A 14,993-nucleotide genomic window follows, 5' to 3' on the forward strand; every position below is an offset into this window, starting at 1 on the left:
CGGCTTGGTGCGCTCGAACTTACCCTTGGCCATGGCTGCTTCTCAATGGTTGTGCGGATGCGTTTGAAAGATGGTGCTCACGAATGGAATCGAACCATCGACCTCCTCCTTACCAAGGAGGTGCTCTACCGACTGAGCTACGTGAGCACGTTGTACAAGCAAGCCAAAACTGTCGCGGCAATCAATGGTGGAGCGGGAGACGGGAATCGAACCCGCGCTAGTAGCTTGGAAGGCTACAGTTCTACCATTGAACTACTCCCGCGCCGGACTGACCTGCTTGGGTACTGCGCCGACGACTGGTAAGGCCATCGGTTTACTGCTTTCTCCGCCAAGCCCAATGGACCGGGTGAAGCTGGTGGAGGGAGGTGGATTCGAACCACCGAAGGCGTAAGCCAGCAGATTTACAGTCTGCCCCCGTTGGCCGCTTGGGTATCCCTCCGAAGAGCCCGCAATTCTGGCGGTGTTGATCGTGGAAGTCAACGCCTGAATGGCGAAAATTTTCGTCGTGTTCCCGGGCGGCGGGACAGGTCGTTGATTCTAGCGCGAATCCCCTGCCCCTGCCGACCCGGACGGGCCTCAGACGTTGAAACGGAAGTGCAGGACGTCGCCTTCCTGCACGCGATATTCCTTGCCTTCCAGACGCATGCGCCCGGCTTCGCGCGCGCCGGTCTCACCCTTGTACTTGAGGTAGTCGTCGTAGCCGATGGTCTCGGCGCGGATGAAGCCCTTCTCGAAGTCGGTATGGATCACGGCGGCGGCCTGCGGCGCGGTCGCGCCAGCCTTGACGGTCCACGCGCGCACTTCCTTGACGCCCGCGGTGAAGTAGGTCTGCAGGCCGAGCAGCTTGTAGGCGGCGCGGATGACGCGGTTCAGGCCCGGCTCCTCGAGGCCGAGGTCGGTGAGGAACGCGTCGCGGTCCTCATCCTCCAGCTGGCTCAGCTCTTCCTCGATGGCGGCACACACGGCCACGACCTCGGCACCTTCGGTGACGGCGCGGGCGCGCACGGCATCCAGGTGCGGGTTGTTGTCGAAGCCGTCTTCGAGCACGTTGGCGATGTACAGCACCGGCTTGAGGGTCAGCAGGAACAGGTCGCGCAGGAGCGCCTTGTCCTCGTCGGACAGGCCCAGCGAGCGGGCCGCCTTGCCGGCGTCGAGGCCAGCGCGGACGCGGCCGAGCACTTCGGCGCGGGCCTTGGCGTCCTTGTCGCCGGTCTTGGCCGAGCGCTCGGCGCGCTGCAGGGCCTTCTCCACCGAATCGAGGTCGGCCAGGGCCAGCTCGGTGTCGATGGTGTCGATGTCGGCGATCGGGTCGACCTTGTTGTTGACGTGGATGACGTCGTCGTTCTCGAAGCAGCGCACGACGTGGGTGATGGCATCCACTTCGCGGATGTGCGCCAGGAACTTGTTGCCCAGACCCTCACCGCTGGCGGCGCCGGCGACCAGTCCGGCGATGTCGACGAACTCCACGGCGGTGGGGATCACGCGCTCGGGCTTGACGATCTCGGCCAGCGCGTTGAGGCGCGGGTCCGGCACCGGTACGACGCCGACGTTGGGTTCGATGGTGCAGAACGGGAAGTTGGCCGCGGCGATGCCGGCCTTGGTCAGGGCATTGAAGAGGGTCGACTTGCCGACGTTGGGCAGACCGACGATGCCGCACTTGATACCCATGACGCGTGTTCTCGCTCTGTTGTGGGCCGGCGGAACCAGGCCCGGGAAATTACGCCTGCACGGTGGCAGGCCCGGTGTTGCAGGCGGCCGCTTCCGGCGGCCGGGTGGCGGGATGGCGCAGTGGCGCCCGGCCCCGCCGCGGTCATGTCCGGGCGGTGTGCAGCCGTTTCATGGCCTCGTTGATGTCGCCGGCCACGGCCAGCGGCATGACATCAATGGCGTCGTCGATGGCGCGCAGGATCGCGGCCTCGTCGCCCTGGCCCGGACGGCCGAGCACCCAGGGGGTGACCTTGTCCTTGTGGCCCGGATGCCCGATGCCCACGCGCAGGCGATGGAACTTGCCGTGCCCGAGCAGCCGGACGGTGTCGCGCAGGCCGTTCTGGCCGCCGTGGCCGCCGTCGAACTTGAGACGGGCTGTACCGGGCGGCAGGTCGAGCTCATCGTGCGCCAACAGCGCTTCTTCCGGCTCGATCTTCCAGTAACGCAGCGCGGCGGTGACCGACTTGCCGGACAGGTTCATGAAGGTCGCGGGCTTGAGCAGCCACACGTTCTGGCCGGCGATCTCGACCTTGGCGGTCTCGCCAAACAGCTTTGACTCCAGGCCGAAGCGCCCGCCGAATTTCTCGGCGAGGGCGTCCACAAACCAGAACCCGGCGTTGTGCCGGGTCCGGGTGTGTTCGGGTCCGGGATTGCCCAGCCCGACGATGAGGCGCAAACCGGCCATCGGTCATTCGCACGCGACCCCGACCGGACTGCCGGCCGGGGTGCGGGAGTGCGATTACTCCGCGGCTTCGCCTTCGGCGGCGCCTTCGGCCTCAACGCGGCCCGGCTTGGCGATCACGACGGCAACGTCGTGTTCCTTGCCCAGCTTCAGTTCCGGCAGCTCGACGCCCTTCGGCAGCTTGATCTGCGACAGGTGGATCACGTCGCCCGACTTCAGCGCGCCCAGGTCAACCTCAATGAACTCCGGCAGGTCCTTCGGCAGGCAGCTGACGGTGACTTCGTTGAGCTCGTGGGTGATGACCACGTCGGCGGCCTTGCCGGCCGGCGAGCTGTCCTGGTTCAGGAAGTGCAGCGGCACCGCGGCCTTCAGGGCCTGGTTGGCGTCCACGCGCTGGAAGTCCAGGTGCATGATGATCTGCTTGAACGGGTGGCGCTGCATGTCACGCAGCAGCACGCTCTCGACCTTGCCGTCGATGTCCAGGTTCAGGATCGAGGAGTAGAACCACTCGTTCTGCTGGGCGAGCCAGATCTTCTCGTGGTCCAGTTGGATGGCCTGCGGCGCGGACTTGCCGCCGTAGACGATGGCCGGGATCGAAGCAGCGTGGCGCAGGCGGCGGCTCGCACCCTTCCCCTCGACAGCGCGGCTCGTGGCCTTGATGGTGTGTTCGGACATTTCAGTGTCTCACTTTGCTTGCAATGGCCCCGCCTTGCGGCGGGAAGGAACGCTCACCCGCGACCAGGTGAGCGGTTTGCGGACCCGGCCGAAGCCGTGACCGCGGGTTCTGTTCTGCCGCCGGCGTCAGTCGACGTACAGCGAGCTGACCGATTCGCCGAAGGCGACGCGGCGGATGGTTTCGGCCAGCAGCTCGGCGACGCTGAGCTGGCGGATCTTGCCGCAGGCCTTGGCCGCGTCGGACAACTTGATGGTGTCGGTAACCACCAGCTCGTCCAGCTGTGACTTGGTGACGTTGTCCAGGGCCGCGCCCGACAGCACGGGGTGGGTGCAGTAGGCGGCGACCTTGCGCGCGCCACGCTCCTTGAGGGCGTTGGCGGCGGCGCACAGGGTGCCGGCGGTGTCGACGATGTCGTCCACCAGCACGCAGGTCTTGCCCTCGACATCACCGATGATGTTCATCACCGTGGCGACGTTGGCGCGCGGACGGCGCTTGTCGATGATGGCCAGGTCGGCGTCGTCCAGGCGCTTGGCGATGGCGCGGGCGCGGACCACGCCGCCCACGTCCGGCGAGACCACCACCATGTTGTCGGTGCCGTGCGCGCGCCAGATGTCGGCCAGCAGCAGTGGCGAGGCATAGACGTTGTCGACCGGCATGTCGAAGAAGCCCTGGATCTGGTCGGCGTGCAGGTCGACGGTCAGCACGCGGTCGGTACCAACGGCGCCGAACATCTTGGCGGCCACCTTGGCGGTGATCGGCACGCGAGAGGAGCGCGGACGACGATCCTGACGGGCATAGCCGAAGTACGGCACCACCGCGGTCACACTGGCGGCGGAGGCGCGCTTGAGCGCGTCCACCAGCACCAGCAGTTCCATGAAGTTCTCGGCAGTCGGCGCGTTGGTCGGCTGGATGACGAACACTTCCTGCCGGCGCACGTTCTCCTCGATCTCCACCTGGACTTCGCCGTCGGAGAACCGGCTGACCAGGGCCTTGCCCGGACGCACGCCCAGCTCCTTGCACACGGCGTCGGCAAGCGGGCGGTTGGCGTTGCCGCTGAACACCAGCAGGTTGCGATCGGTCTGCACGGGAAAAACTCCAGCGGTTGGGGGCGTGGAATGGCGAAATGGCAGGGGCGGTAGGATTCGAACCTACGAAATGCCGGGATCAAAACCCGGTGCCTTAGGCCTCTTGGCGACGCCCCTGCGGTAACTTGTCTAGCGGTTGGCTTCGAGCGTGGCGTGCAGCGGCGAACGCGCAGCGCCCGCGGCCACCCAGGCCTGCAGGCCCGAGGGCAGCGCCGCCAGCGCCGCCTCGGCCGATTCGCGTGAGGCGAATTCGACGAAGACCACGCTGCCGGACCCGGTCAGGCGCGGCGTGCCGACGTGCAACAGGGCCCGGAACACGGCATCGACTGCCGGTTCGCGCCCGCGCAGCACCGGCTCGAACGCATTGCCGAGCGGTACACCCGAAACGAAGTCCGATATTGTCGCGGGCGCAGCATTGCGCGTCAAATCAGGGGACTGGAAAAGTGCCGCGGTGGGCGCGTGTACGCCCGGGGCCACCAGCAGGTACCACGCTGGCGGCAGGCCGATGGGGCTGAGTTCCTCCCCCACCCCTTCGGCCCAGGCATTGTCACCCCGCACGAAGACCGGCACGTCGGCGCCCAAGGCCAGCCCCAGGGCGGCAAGTCGGCCGATGTCGAATCCCACACCCCAGAGGTGATTCAGCGCGACCAGCACCGTTGCCGCATCGGACGATCCACCGCCCAGGCCACCACCCGCCGGAATGCGCTTTTCGATGACAATGTCGACGCCTTGCTGACATTTGGCTTCGTTTTTAAGCAATTTCGCGGCACGAACCGTGAGATCGTCCGCCTCCGCCACGCCTTCGACCGAGCCACCGTGGCGCACGATCCGACCATCGTCGCGCACCCTCAGGCGCAGGGTGTCGCCCCAGTCGAGGATGCGGAACACGCTCTGCAGCAGGTGGTAGCCGTCGGCGCGGCGGCCGACGATGCGCAGGAACAGGTTGAGCTTGGCCGGGGCGGGCCAGATCGTCCAGTCCTCGTGCAGGCCACGCGCAGCCTCGTAGTCAAGCGACCGGATTTGCCCGCCCAATGGGGCGTCGGCCGGAGAGCCGGTCACGGGCTTGGCGTGGCCGCCGCCGGCAGCGTTTGGCGGCATCGAGATCACCGGCTGCCCAGGTCGCTTGTGTCCGCGCCACCCCACTGGTCGACGATCAGGCGCACGCGGGCGTCGCCGCGGCGGGCATCGATGCGGGTCGGCAGGGCGTTGGCGGACGTGTCTTCCGGCCAGGTGTAAGCGATGTCCCAGCCGGCCTGGGCGATACGGGCCGGGCGCAGGTTCGGGTCAAACTGGATCACCGCACCTCCGGACGCGGGCGCACGCAGGCCACGCACCCAGTCTCCCAGGGCGGTGACCGGGATGTCCCAACCCGTCGCCTCGCGCAACAGCAGCGCGGCGTCCGGTCCGGTGCGGGGACCACCATCGAGGCCTTCCAGCCGCGCGAAGCCACTGGCGCCGTCGACGCTGAGCTGCCAACTCTGGCGCGTGACGGGGGCGCTGAGCGCGACACGGTAGCCGGCGCGGTCCTGCAGCCAGTCGATGCGGCCGCTGCCGCCATTGCTGCCGTTGGACACGGCGATACGCCCTGCCAGTGACCAGTCGACCTGGCGACGCAGTTCCGCCTCGCGCGCCAACTGCTGGCGCTCCGCGGCGGCCTGCTGCTCCGGTGAAAGCACGCTGGCGGGCGGCACGGTGGCGCAGCCTGCCAAGGCCGCCAGGGTGACCAGCGCTGCCACGCGCCAGGCGGAAGTCGAGCCGAAAATCATGCGCCAACGTTCTCCAGCGCGCGCTTGAGCGAGCGGTTGTCGGGGTCAAGCTTGCGCGCCTCGTCGAAGTACTTGCGTGCCTCGTCGGTCTTGCCCAGCTTCCACAGCACCTCGCCCAGGTGGGCGGCGATCTCGGGATCCTTCTGCAGGGTGAACGCGCGGCGCAGCTCCGTCAGCGCGTCCTGCAGGCGGCCCAGGCGATAGAGCACCCAGCCGTAGCTGTCGATGATGGCGGCGTTGTCCGGCTCGGCAGTGCGGGCACGGTCGATCAGCTCCAGCGCTTCCTGGTAGCGGTCGGTGCGATCGGCCAGCGTGTAGCCCAATGCGTTGAGCGCGGCGACGCTGTCGGGCTCGACGACCAGGATCTTGCGGAAGTCCGCCTCGGCGCGCGCGATGTCGTCGCGCCGTTCCCAGCCCAGCGCACGGGCGTAGAGGATCTCGAGATCGTCGGGGAAGGCGGCCAGGCCACGGGCGAACGCATCCAGTTCACCGGCGTCATTGCGGTCCTTGGCGAGCAACGAAGCTTCGAGCAGGTAGGCATCGCGGCGCGCATCATCGGGGGCGGCGCCATCGGCCTGCAGGTCACGCAACGCCTTGTAGGCCTCCGGGCCGCGGCCGATTTCGTGCAGCACGTTGGCGGTACGCAGCCGCGCGAGCCAACGCAGCGGGCCACTGGGCACGCCGGCATACCAGTCAATGGCCTGGGCGTGGCGGTCGAGGAATTCGGCGATCTGCCCCAGCAACAGGCGTCGCTGCGGATCGGGTTTGGAGGCGCCGCGCGCCAGCTCCTCGTAAAGCCGCCCGAGGGCCGCCTTGTCCTCCGCACGGGCCAGCAAGGCGGCACGGTGCGCGTAGCTTTCGTCGTCCTGCGGGCCGGCCGCCAGGATGGCTTCCGCACGGCGCGGGTCACCCAACTGGGCGTATTCCTGGGCCAGGGCGAGACGCAGGCTGGCGTCGGAGGCGGCACGGTCAACGACGGCGTCAAGCGCGGCCTTGGCCTCGTCGTTCTTGCCCGCTTCACGCAGCTGGCTGGCGCGCAACAGAGCCACGCGCGGCTCGCCGGGGAAACGGTTCACCACTTCGGCGACGATGCGTTCGGCAAGCTTGGGCTGGTCGAGGCGCTGCGCCAGGCCACCGAAGGCCAGCCAGGCCTGCAATTCATTGGGCAGCAGCTTGCGGTCGAGGATGTGGGTCAGCAATCGCGTGGCAATGGCCGGCTCGCCCGCGCCGCCGCCGAGCACGGACAAGGCCTGGCGCCAGCCTTCCTGGTCGCCGCTACGCAGCAACGTTGTCAGATGCCTGCGGGCGACGCGCTCCTGCCCTTTGCGCAATGCGAGGGTGGCTTCGGCGGCGGTCAGCCCATGGCCTGAGCCGCCCAATCGCCGCCACAGGGCGAGGGACTCGGTGGCGCGGGCGTCGTCCTTGGCCAGCAGCGCGATGCGCGTGGCGCGCTCGGCCAGCGCCTTGTCCTGCGCGGTCCGGGCAGCTTCCAGGTACCAGCGTGCGGCCTCATCCAGCTTGCCGGACTGCAACGCGAACTCGCCAGCGAGCAGCGGCTCGATGGCCTCGCCGACGGGGTCGGTTGCGGGCGCCGTCGCGGGCGGCGCGGCTTGGACGGCCCCGGCCAGACTGAGCGCGACGAGAACGGCGACGGCAGTGGAACGCACGGTAACGGGCATGGGACGGGTTCAGGCCGGTAGAATGGCGGCCCACGGTAGCCAGCAGCTTATCGCAAGCACCTGAACGGAAGTCCGACCGATCCATGAGCCTGTTCGTCCTCGGCCTCAATCACCAGACCGCGCCGGTAAGCCTGCGCGAGCGGGTGTCGTTTTCCGGCGACGGGGTGACCTCGGCGCTGGAGGCGCTGCGCGAGTTGCCCACGGTGCGCGAGGTGGCCTTGCTGTCCACCTGCAACCGCACGGAGTTGTATGCGGTGACCGACGATGACGGCGTGGCGTTGGCCGACTGGCTGTCGACCCATGGCACCGGCAATGCCGACCTGGACGCCTACCTGTACCGGCACCGCGACTCCGACGCCGTGCGCCACCTGTTCCGCGTGGCCACGGGGCTGGACTCGCTGGTGCTGGGCGAGCCGCAGATCCTGGGCCAGGTGAAGGACGCCTGGGCCGCCGCGCGCGAAGCCGGCAGCCTGGGGACGCAGTTGGACCGGTTGTTCCAGCAGGCCTTCTCCACCGCCAAGCGCGCACGCACCGACACCCGCATCGGCGCGAACCCCGTGTCGGTGGCGTCGGCGGCGGTGCGCCTGGCGCAGGAATCGTTCGCGCGGATCGAGGAGTCCACCGTGCTGCTGATCGGCGCCGGAGAGACCATCGAGCTGGCGGCACGCCACCTGGCACAGGCACGGCCCAAGCGCCTGCTGGTGGCCAACCGTACCCTCGCCCACGCGCAGGAGCTGGCCAGCCGACACGGCGGCGTGGCGTTGCCGCTGACCGAACTGGAGCGACACCTGGCCGAGGCTGACGTGGTGTTTTCCGCCACGGCGGCGCGCGACCCGATCCTGCACAAGCCGCACGTCGCGTCAGCGCTGGCGGCACGCAAGCATCGGCCGATGCTGCTGCTCGACCTGGCGGTACCGCGCGACATCGCGCCCGACGTGGCCGACCTGCGCGACGTGTTCCTGTACACCGTCGACGACCTGGAACGCGCGATCGAGGACAACCGTCGCGGCCGCCGTGAGGCCGCCGCCGAAGCGGAAGCCATCGTCGACCTGCAGGTGGCGCGCTTCGTCGAGACCATGGTGGCGAGCACGCGCACCGCGCCGCTCAAGCGCCTGCGCGCGCACGGTGAGGCCGCCAAGGCCGAGGCATTGGCGAAGGCGCGGCAGCAACTCGCCTCTGGCCAGGACCCGTCGGAAGTACTCGACTTCCTCGCCCACACGCTGACCAACCGGCTGCTGCATGCGCCGACCATCGCGTTGCGCGAAGCGGCGCTGACCGGCAACCACGACCTGGCCCGCGCCGCGGACCGCATGTTTCCCGCCCCCGACTCCGGATCGACCCCGCCCGATGACGCCGACCCTGCGCCGTAAGCTCGAAGCACTCGCCGAGCGGCGCGAGGAACTGGAACGCATGCTGGCCGATCCCGCGGTGATCGGCGATGCGGCGCAGTTCCGCCGGTATTCGCGCGAGTTCGCCCAGCTGGAACCGGTGGCAACCGCGCTGGCCGCCGAGGCGCAGGCCAAGTGCGACCTGGAGGCGGCGCAGGCCATGCGCAACGATCCTGCGTTGCGCGACGACGCCGCGATGCGCGAACTGGCCGACGACGAGATCGCCAGCGCCACCGCGCGACTGGAGATGCTGGAGGCGGAGCTGATGGCGCACCTGATCCCGCGCGATCCGCGCGACGACGGCGACATCTACCTCGAGGTACGCGCGGGCACCGGAGGCGACGAGGCGGCGATCTTCGCCGGCGACCTGTTCCGCATGTACGCGCGATACGCCGAACGCCAGGGCTGGCGTGTCGAAGTCGAATCGGCCAACCCCGGCGAACACGGCGGCTTCAAGGAAGTGATCGCCCTGGTGCAGGGCGCGGGCGCGTATTCGAAGCTCAAGTTCGAATCGGGCACCCACCGCGTGCAGCGCGTGCCGGAGACCGAGTCGCAGGGCCGCATCCACACCTCGGCGGCGACGGTGGCGATCATTCCGGTGGAACCGGAGGGCGAGCCGATCGAGCTCAACCCTGCCGACCTGAAGGTGGATACGTTCCGCTCCTCCGGCGCGGGCGGCCAGCACGTCAACAAGACCGACTCGGCCATCCGCATCACCCACCTGCCCAGCGGCGTGGTGGTGGAAAGCCAGACCGAACGCAGCCAACATGCCAACCGCGACAAGGCGATGAAGCGCTTGGCCGCGATGCTGGCCGAAGCGCAGGCCGCCAAGGCCGCCGCAGCCGTGGCCGAGACGCGCAAGCTGCAGGTGGGCAGCGGCGACCGCAGCCAGCGCATCCGCACCTACAACTTCCCGCAGGGCCGGATCACCGACCACCGCGTGGAGGGCCTGACCCTGTATGACCTGCCCAACGTGCTGACCGGCGATCTCGATGCATTGATCAGCCGGCTGCAGCAGGAACACCAGGCCGACGAGCTGGCACGACTGACGGCAAACGCATGAGCGTAATGGGCCGCGATCCACTGGGTGCTGCACGACAAGCGGTGGAGCGCGAGCCGGGCAATCCGATCGCTTGGGTCGTGCTGGCCGAGGAGGCGTTGGATGCCGGCGACGCGGGCACCGGCGAATCCGCGGCACGCCGCGCGCTGGCGTTGGCGCCCGGCCATCCAGAGGCATTGGCGCGGCTGGGGCGCGCGCAGTGGATGCAGCGCCGTTTCGAAGAAGCCGCACGGAGCTTGCGGGCGGCCGCGACGGCCGCGCCCGGGCATCCCGGCATCGCCCTCTGGTTGGGGCACGTACTGGAAGACACCGGCGAAGCCGAGGCGGCCGCCGAAGCCTATGCCCACGCCCATGCATTGGCGCCGGAGCAGCCGCAACTGGCCGCTTATCGCCTGGCGTGGCAGCGCAAGCTCTGCGACTGGCGCGACCTCGATGCGCTCTCCCGGCAGGTGCGTAACGCCGTGCGTGTCGGTTCCGCGGCGGTGGAGCCCTTCGCGTTTCTCAGCGAGGACGCCGGACCTGATGAGCAATTGCGCTGCGCCCAACTGCGAGCGGCGCCGCTGGCCCGCGCGACCGTGGCCTTTCCACCTTTGCCGCCGACAGCGAAGGACGCCCCGGTGCGATTGGGCCTGCTGTCCAACGGGTTTGGCGCGCACCCGACCGGGCTGCTGACGGTGGCGATGCTGGAAGCGCTTCGGGAAGTGGCCGGCATCGAAGTCCACCTGTTTGCGCTGAACGCTGACGACGGCAGCGCCGTGCGCTCCCGCTTGAAGGCGGCCGCGCACCAGTGGCATGAGGTTCACGCGCTGGCACACGCGCGCGTGGCCTCGCGGATCCGCGCGGCTGGCATCGAGGTACTGGCGGACCTGCGCGGCTGGGGCGGCGGCGGCGCGCCGGAAGTACTGGCGATGCGCCCCGCCCCCTTGCAGGTGAACTGGCTGGCTTACCCCGGCACCAGCGGCGCCCCGTGGATCGACTATGTCATCGCCGACCGGTTCGTCCTGCCGTCGTCGCTGGCCTCGCATTTCAGCGAGAAGGTGGTGCGGCTGCCACGCTGCTTCCAGCCCTCGGACAGCCAGCGGCCGATTCCAACCCCGCCGTCGCGCGAGGCCTGCGGACTGCCGGCCCAAGGCGTGGTGTTCTGCTGTTTCAACAACAGCTACAAGCTCAATCCCCGCAGTTTCGGACGCGCGCTGCAGGTGCTGGAAGGCGTACCCGGCAGCGTGCTTTGGCTGCTGTCGGGACCGGGGAGCGCCGACGCCCGGCTGCGCGCCTTCGCCGCCGAGCGCGGCGTCGCGCCGGAGCGGCTGGTATTCATGCGCAAGCAGCCGCATCCTGAGTATCTGGCGCGCCTGCAGCACGCGGACCTGTTCCTCGACACGCATCCCTACAACGCGCACACCACGGCGTCCGATGCGTTGTGGGCGGGCTGTCCGGTACTCACGTGCCCGGGCGATACCTTCGCGTCCCGCGTGGCCGGCAGCCTCAACCACCACCTCGGCATGGCGTCGATGAACGTGGAGGACGATGCGGCCTTCATTCGCACCGCGGTAGCCTTGGGCAACGCGCCGGAGCAGCTGGCGGCGCTGCGCGCCACGCTCACGGATCGGCGGGCGGCATCGGGCCTGTTCGACATGCCCGGTTTCGCTGCCGACTTTGCGGCGGCCGTCCGCTGGATGGCGCACCGGCAGCGGCAGGGATCGCCGCCGGAACCGCACGACTTCACCTGAGCCGACACTCAAGGCTGGACGCCCCCCGCCCCCGTCGGGTTAGGCTGCACGCGTGCCAGGAAGGAGTCCGCCGATGCCCCTCGCCACCACCCTGCGCCTGCTGGCGCTTGCACGCGGCCTCAATGCCGCCGACATCGCCACGGCGATCCCGCGGGCGGGCGTGGAAACGGTCAGCGCGTGGTTGCGCGGCGAGAAAAGCCCCGGCCGCGACCAACTGGATGCGCTGGCCCGCACGTTCGGTGTGCCGGTGGGCGCCCTGCTGTCGGAATTGGCCAGTACCTTCGATCCGGCGCGCACGGCGGGCGAGCACGAACTCCTGGCGGCGTACCGCGCGCTGGACACGCGCCAGCAGGGTGCGTTGCTGGAAGTAGCCTGCGCGATGGCAGGCAATGCACGACGCCGACCGCGCGCCGACGAAGCGCCCCGCCCCGCCGCGGCTCCGCGCCAGTCCGCGAGGCGTGCCGCCTCTCCCAAGCCACCCAAGCCGGCCACGCGTGCATGAGCGGCCTCAAGCGCAAGGATTACGAGGCCGCCCTCGAGCCGATGAAACTGGCGCTGGTGGCGATGGCGCACTGGGTGCAGCACACCGGCCAACGGCTGGTGGTGCTGTTCGAGGGCCGCGACACCGCGGGCAAGGGCGGTGCCATCAACGCCATCGCCGATACGCTCAACCCGCGCCAATGCCGGATCGCGGCGTTGCCCAGGCCCAGCGAACGCGAGGCGACGCAGTGGTACTTCCAGCGCTATGCGGCGCACCTGCCTGCCGCTGGCGAGATCACCCTGTTCGACCGGAGCTGGTACAACCGCGCCGGCGTGGAACAGGTGATGGGCTTCGCCACGCCGGCGCAGGTCAAGGCCTTCCTGCAGCAGGCACCGGTGTTCGAGAAGCTACTGGTGGATGACGGCATCCTGCTGTTCAAGTACTGGCTGTCCTGCAACCAGGCCGAGCAGGAGGAGCGGTTTTCCGAGCGATCGCAGGATCCGCTGAAACGCTGGAAGCTGTCGCCGATCGACGTCCAGGCGCGCGAGCGCTACGCCGAGTACACCCGTGCCCGCGAGGCCATGCTGAAGGCCACGCATACCGCGCATGCACCCTGGACCCTGGTGGATTTCAACGACCAGCGCCGCGGCAGGTTGACCTTGATCCGCAACCTGCTCGACCGCCTTCCCGATACCCGCGTGCCCCCGAATGGCATCGAGCTGCCGCCCCTTCAGGGCAAGCCGCGCAAGGAGCGGTATGGCGTGCTGAAGCCGATTCCGGATTACCCGGTCGACTGACTCGGGTCAGCCCGCTTTGGGGCCGCCCGCCTTGGCGATGGCCGCCTCGATGCTCTTGGCGGTGACCGGCCCCAGCACCTTGTCCACCACCTTGCCATCGGGCCCGATCAGGTACGTCATCGGCAGACCGCGCGGCGTGTCGAAATCCCTGGGCGGGTCGAAGGTGTCGACGATGGCGATCGGATAGACCACCGGGTGTTCCTTGAGGAAGGCCTGCATCGCCTCGGCATCGATCTCCTCATAGGCCAGGCCAATCACCTCGATGTGGTCGCGCATGGCGTCCAGCGCGGACAGCTCGGGCATTTCCTTCAGGCATGGGCCGCACCACGTGGCCCAGAAATTGACCACGACCCATTTGCCGCGGTGGGCGGCCAGGTCGTAAGGCGTGCCGTCAACCAGGGGCAGCTTGAGTTGGGGCATGGCGGGGGAAGCCGCCGCATCCGGAGAAGCGGGTGTCGCTGCATCTGAAGCAGGTGTCGCTGCATCGCCAGCAGCCTGCGGCGCGGCGGGTGCCTGTTCTGGCGCGGACACCACGGTCTCGGGCTTGGCCGCGGCCTGCTCAGGCGCTTGCTGACGCTGCCCGCAAGCCGCCAGCAGGCAAAGGGATGCGGTCATTGCCGCCACGCGCAGATGCAACATCGGTTACTCCTTGGATTCGGCGTGGATGGAAGCCACCCGCCGCTTCAACAGTTCGCGCAGAGGGATGCGCAGTTCGTCCATCGCCGCCACGGCCGAATGGCCCAGTGCATCGTCGCGGCACGGCAGGTGCGCTTCGGCAATGGGAATGCGCAGTTGGCAGGCCTCGTAAAGTTCGGCCAGAGTCAGTTCGTCCAGGTCCCTCGACAGCAACCATTCGCCGTCCTCGGCGCGGCGCACCACCCGGATGTCGTTGAGCTGGCCCAGCATCTCCTGCACCAGGCTGTCGGTGAGGATCGGTTCCAGTTGCTGGATGGTATCGCTATGCAGGCCATGCCCCTGGGCGCGCGCTTCCTGGAACCGCGACAGCAGGCGCAGCAGGCCGTACATCTCGTACCCCAGCGGCAGCCGCATCGCCGCCGGCTGGTAGCGGAACGCGGACACGGACGACGCGAGCGAAGCGCCGAGCAGGATCGATACCCAGCCCACGTAGATCCACAACAGGAAGATCGGGACAAAGGCCAGCGTGCCGTAGATCTTGGAGTAGGTGGTGAAGCTGCCCAGGTACAGACTCATCACCGACTTCACCGTCTCCAGCAGCAGCGTCGCCAGCAATGCGCCGGCGAGGGCGTGCCGCCACTTCACGGTGCGGTGCGGCACGACCCGGTAGATGGCGGCGAAGGCCAGCAGTTCGATGGCCATGGGCGCCAGCCGCAGCAGCGCACTCTCCAGCAAGTGTCCCGCATCGGTCTCGAACACGGCCATCGCGAAGAAACGCGCCGACAACGCCAGGCTGGCGGCGGCCATCAACGCACCCAGCGTCAACACCGTCCAGTACACCAGGAAGCGCCCCAGCTGCGGCCGCGCGGCATGCACCCGCCAGATGCGGTTGAAGGTGGCCTCGACCCCGTTGAGGGTGATCAGCAGCGAGATGACCAAAGCGATCACGCCGGCGGTGGTGAGCTGGCCGATGTTGCTGGACAACTGCTTGAGGTAGGCCTCGACCGAACGCGCCGACGAAGGCACGAAGTTCGAGAACACGTAGTCGCTGAGTTTGTCGCTCCACTCGGAAAACACCGGGAACGCGGACAGCACGCCAAACACGACCATCGACAGCGGCACCAGCGCGAACACCGTGGTGAACGACAGCGCGCCCGCGGCCTGGAACAGGTTGTCGTCGAGGAAGCGCCGGGCCAGGAAACGAAAGAAGGTGCTCACGCGCGCCCGGTCGCGCGCACGCTCGCTCCAGCGATAGAGGGTGTTCAATGGCTCCATTGCCGGCAGGGTAACCGATGGGCACCATCGT

14 protein-coding genes and 4 tRNA genes are annotated in these 14,993 nt (G+C 68.6%); 5 read left to right on the top strand and 13 right to left on the bottom strand.

Annotated elements, in window-relative coordinates; genetic code table 11:
* Positions 1-71: 71 nt before the first annotated feature.
* The 11 genes from N800_RS10680 to N800_RS10730 all read right to left on the bottom strand — a co-directional run bounded on the left by N800_RS10680 (position 72) and on the right by N800_RS10730 (position 7,595).
* A tRNA-Thr gene (locus N800_RS10680) sits at positions 72-147 on the bottom strand.
* 41 nt (positions 148-188) lie between these two features.
* Positions 189-262, bottom strand: a tRNA-Gly gene (locus N800_RS10685).
* A 91-nt stretch (positions 263-353) separates the two neighbouring features.
* Positions 354-439 (bottom strand) — tRNA-Tyr (locus tag N800_RS10690).
* A gap of 137 nt (positions 440-576) precedes the next feature.
* Positions 577-1,668, bottom strand: coding sequence for a redox-regulated ATPase YchF (gene ychF / locus N800_RS10695; RefSeq protein WP_036138214.1), 1,092 nt, complete (start codon positions 1,666-1,668; stop codon positions 577-579).
* 142 nt (positions 1,669-1,810) lie between these two features.
* The gene (pth, locus tag N800_RS10700; protein ID WP_036138216.1) at positions 1,811-2,392 is read right to left on the bottom strand and encodes an aminoacyl-tRNA hydrolase; all 582 of its coding nucleotides are present in this window, start codon (positions 2,390-2,392) and stop codon (positions 1,811-1,813) included.
* A gap of 54 nt (positions 2,393-2,446) precedes the next feature.
* Positions 2,447-3,064 (bottom strand): 50S ribosomal protein L25/general stress protein Ctc, encoded by a 618-nt coding sequence (locus N800_RS10705; RefSeq protein ID WP_036138221.1) that lies wholly within the window; start codon positions 3,062-3,064, stop codon positions 2,447-2,449.
* A 126-nt stretch (positions 3,065-3,190) separates the two neighbouring features.
* A complete protein-coding gene (locus N800_RS10710; protein ID WP_036138223.1) occupies positions 3,191-4,150 on the bottom strand; it encodes a ribose-phosphate diphosphokinase in 960 nt (319 codons plus the stop codon).
* 39 nt (positions 4,151-4,189) lie between these two features.
* Positions 4,190-4,267, bottom strand: a tRNA-Gln gene (locus tag N800_RS10715).
* Positions 4,268-4,279: 12 nt separating this feature from the next.
* A complete protein-coding gene (gene ispE / locus N800_RS10720) occupies positions 4,280-5,257 on the bottom strand; it encodes a 4-(cytidine 5'-diphospho)-2-C-methyl-D-erythritol kinase (protein WP_232227608.1) in 978 nt (325 codons plus the stop codon).
* Positions 5,254-5,916, bottom strand: coding sequence for a lipoprotein insertase outer membrane protein LolB (gene lolB / locus N800_RS10725; RefSeq protein ID WP_036138225.1), 663 nt, complete (start codon positions 5,914-5,916; stop codon positions 5,254-5,256). The genes ispE and lolB overlap by 4 nt, the downstream gene beginning before the upstream one ends.
* On the bottom strand, positions 5,913-7,595 hold the full coding sequence (locus N800_RS10730; RefSeq protein WP_036138228.1) for a tetratricopeptide repeat protein: 1,683 nt from the start codon (positions 7,593-7,595) through the stop codon (positions 5,913-5,915). Before N800_RS10730 ends, lolB begins: the two co-directional genes overlap by 4 nt.
* 83 nt (positions 7,596-7,678) lie before the next feature.
* On the opposite strand from N800_RS10730, the gene hemA reads away from it, so the two are divergent.
* From hemA to ppk2, 5 genes are all read left to right on the top strand, one after another.
* Entirely contained in the window at positions 7,679-8,965 is a 1,287-nt protein-coding gene (gene hemA / locus N800_RS10735) for a glutamyl-tRNA reductase (RefSeq protein WP_036138230.1), read from the top strand.
* Positions 8,943-10,046, top strand: a complete 1,104-nt coding sequence (gene prfA, locus N800_RS10740) for a peptide chain release factor 1 (RefSeq protein ID WP_036138233.1) — start codon at positions 8,943-8,945, stop codon at positions 10,044-10,046. Before hemA ends, prfA begins: the two co-directional genes overlap by 23 nt.
* Positions 10,043-11,773 carry an O-linked N-acetylglucosamine transferase, SPINDLY family protein gene (locus tag N800_RS10745; RefSeq protein WP_052108162.1) on the top strand — a complete coding sequence of 577 codons (1,731 nt, stop codon included), beginning with the start codon at positions 10,043-10,045 and terminating at the stop codon, positions 11,771-11,773. Before prfA ends, N800_RS10745 begins: the two co-directional genes overlap by 4 nt.
* 73 nt (positions 11,774-11,846) lie before the next feature.
* Positions 11,847-12,275: a helix-turn-helix domain-containing protein gene (locus tag N800_RS10750; protein ID WP_232227609.1), complete on the top strand. Its 429-nt coding sequence runs from the start codon at positions 11,847-11,849 to the stop codon at positions 12,273-12,275.
* Complete coding sequence (gene ppk2, locus N800_RS10755) at positions 12,272-13,051, top strand: polyphosphate kinase 2 (RefSeq protein WP_036138235.1); 780 nt, start codon at positions 12,272-12,274, stop codon at positions 13,049-13,051. The genes N800_RS10750 and ppk2 overlap by 4 nt, the downstream gene beginning before the upstream one ends.
* Before the next feature lie 6 nt (positions 13,052-13,057).
* Here ppk2 and N800_RS10760 read toward each other — a convergent pair whose 3' ends face one another.
* Both N800_RS10760 and N800_RS10765 read right to left on the bottom strand, forming a co-directional pair.
* Complete coding sequence (locus N800_RS10760; RefSeq protein WP_425476511.1) at positions 13,058-13,690, bottom strand: TlpA family protein disulfide reductase; 633 nt, start codon at positions 13,688-13,690, stop codon at positions 13,058-13,060.
* Between the two features lie 3 nt (positions 13,691-13,693).
* Positions 13,694-14,962, bottom strand: a complete 1,269-nt coding sequence (locus N800_RS10765) for a YihY family inner membrane protein (protein ID WP_036138237.1) — start codon at positions 14,960-14,962, stop codon at positions 13,694-13,696.
* Between the last annotated feature and the right edge of the window lie 31 nt (positions 14,963-14,993).

The sequence above is a fragment of the Lysobacter daejeonensis GH1-9 genome (assembly GCF_000768355.1).
GTDB classification, from domain to species: domain Bacteria; phylum Pseudomonadota; class Gammaproteobacteria; order Xanthomonadales; family Xanthomonadaceae; genus Aerolutibacter; species Aerolutibacter daejeonensis.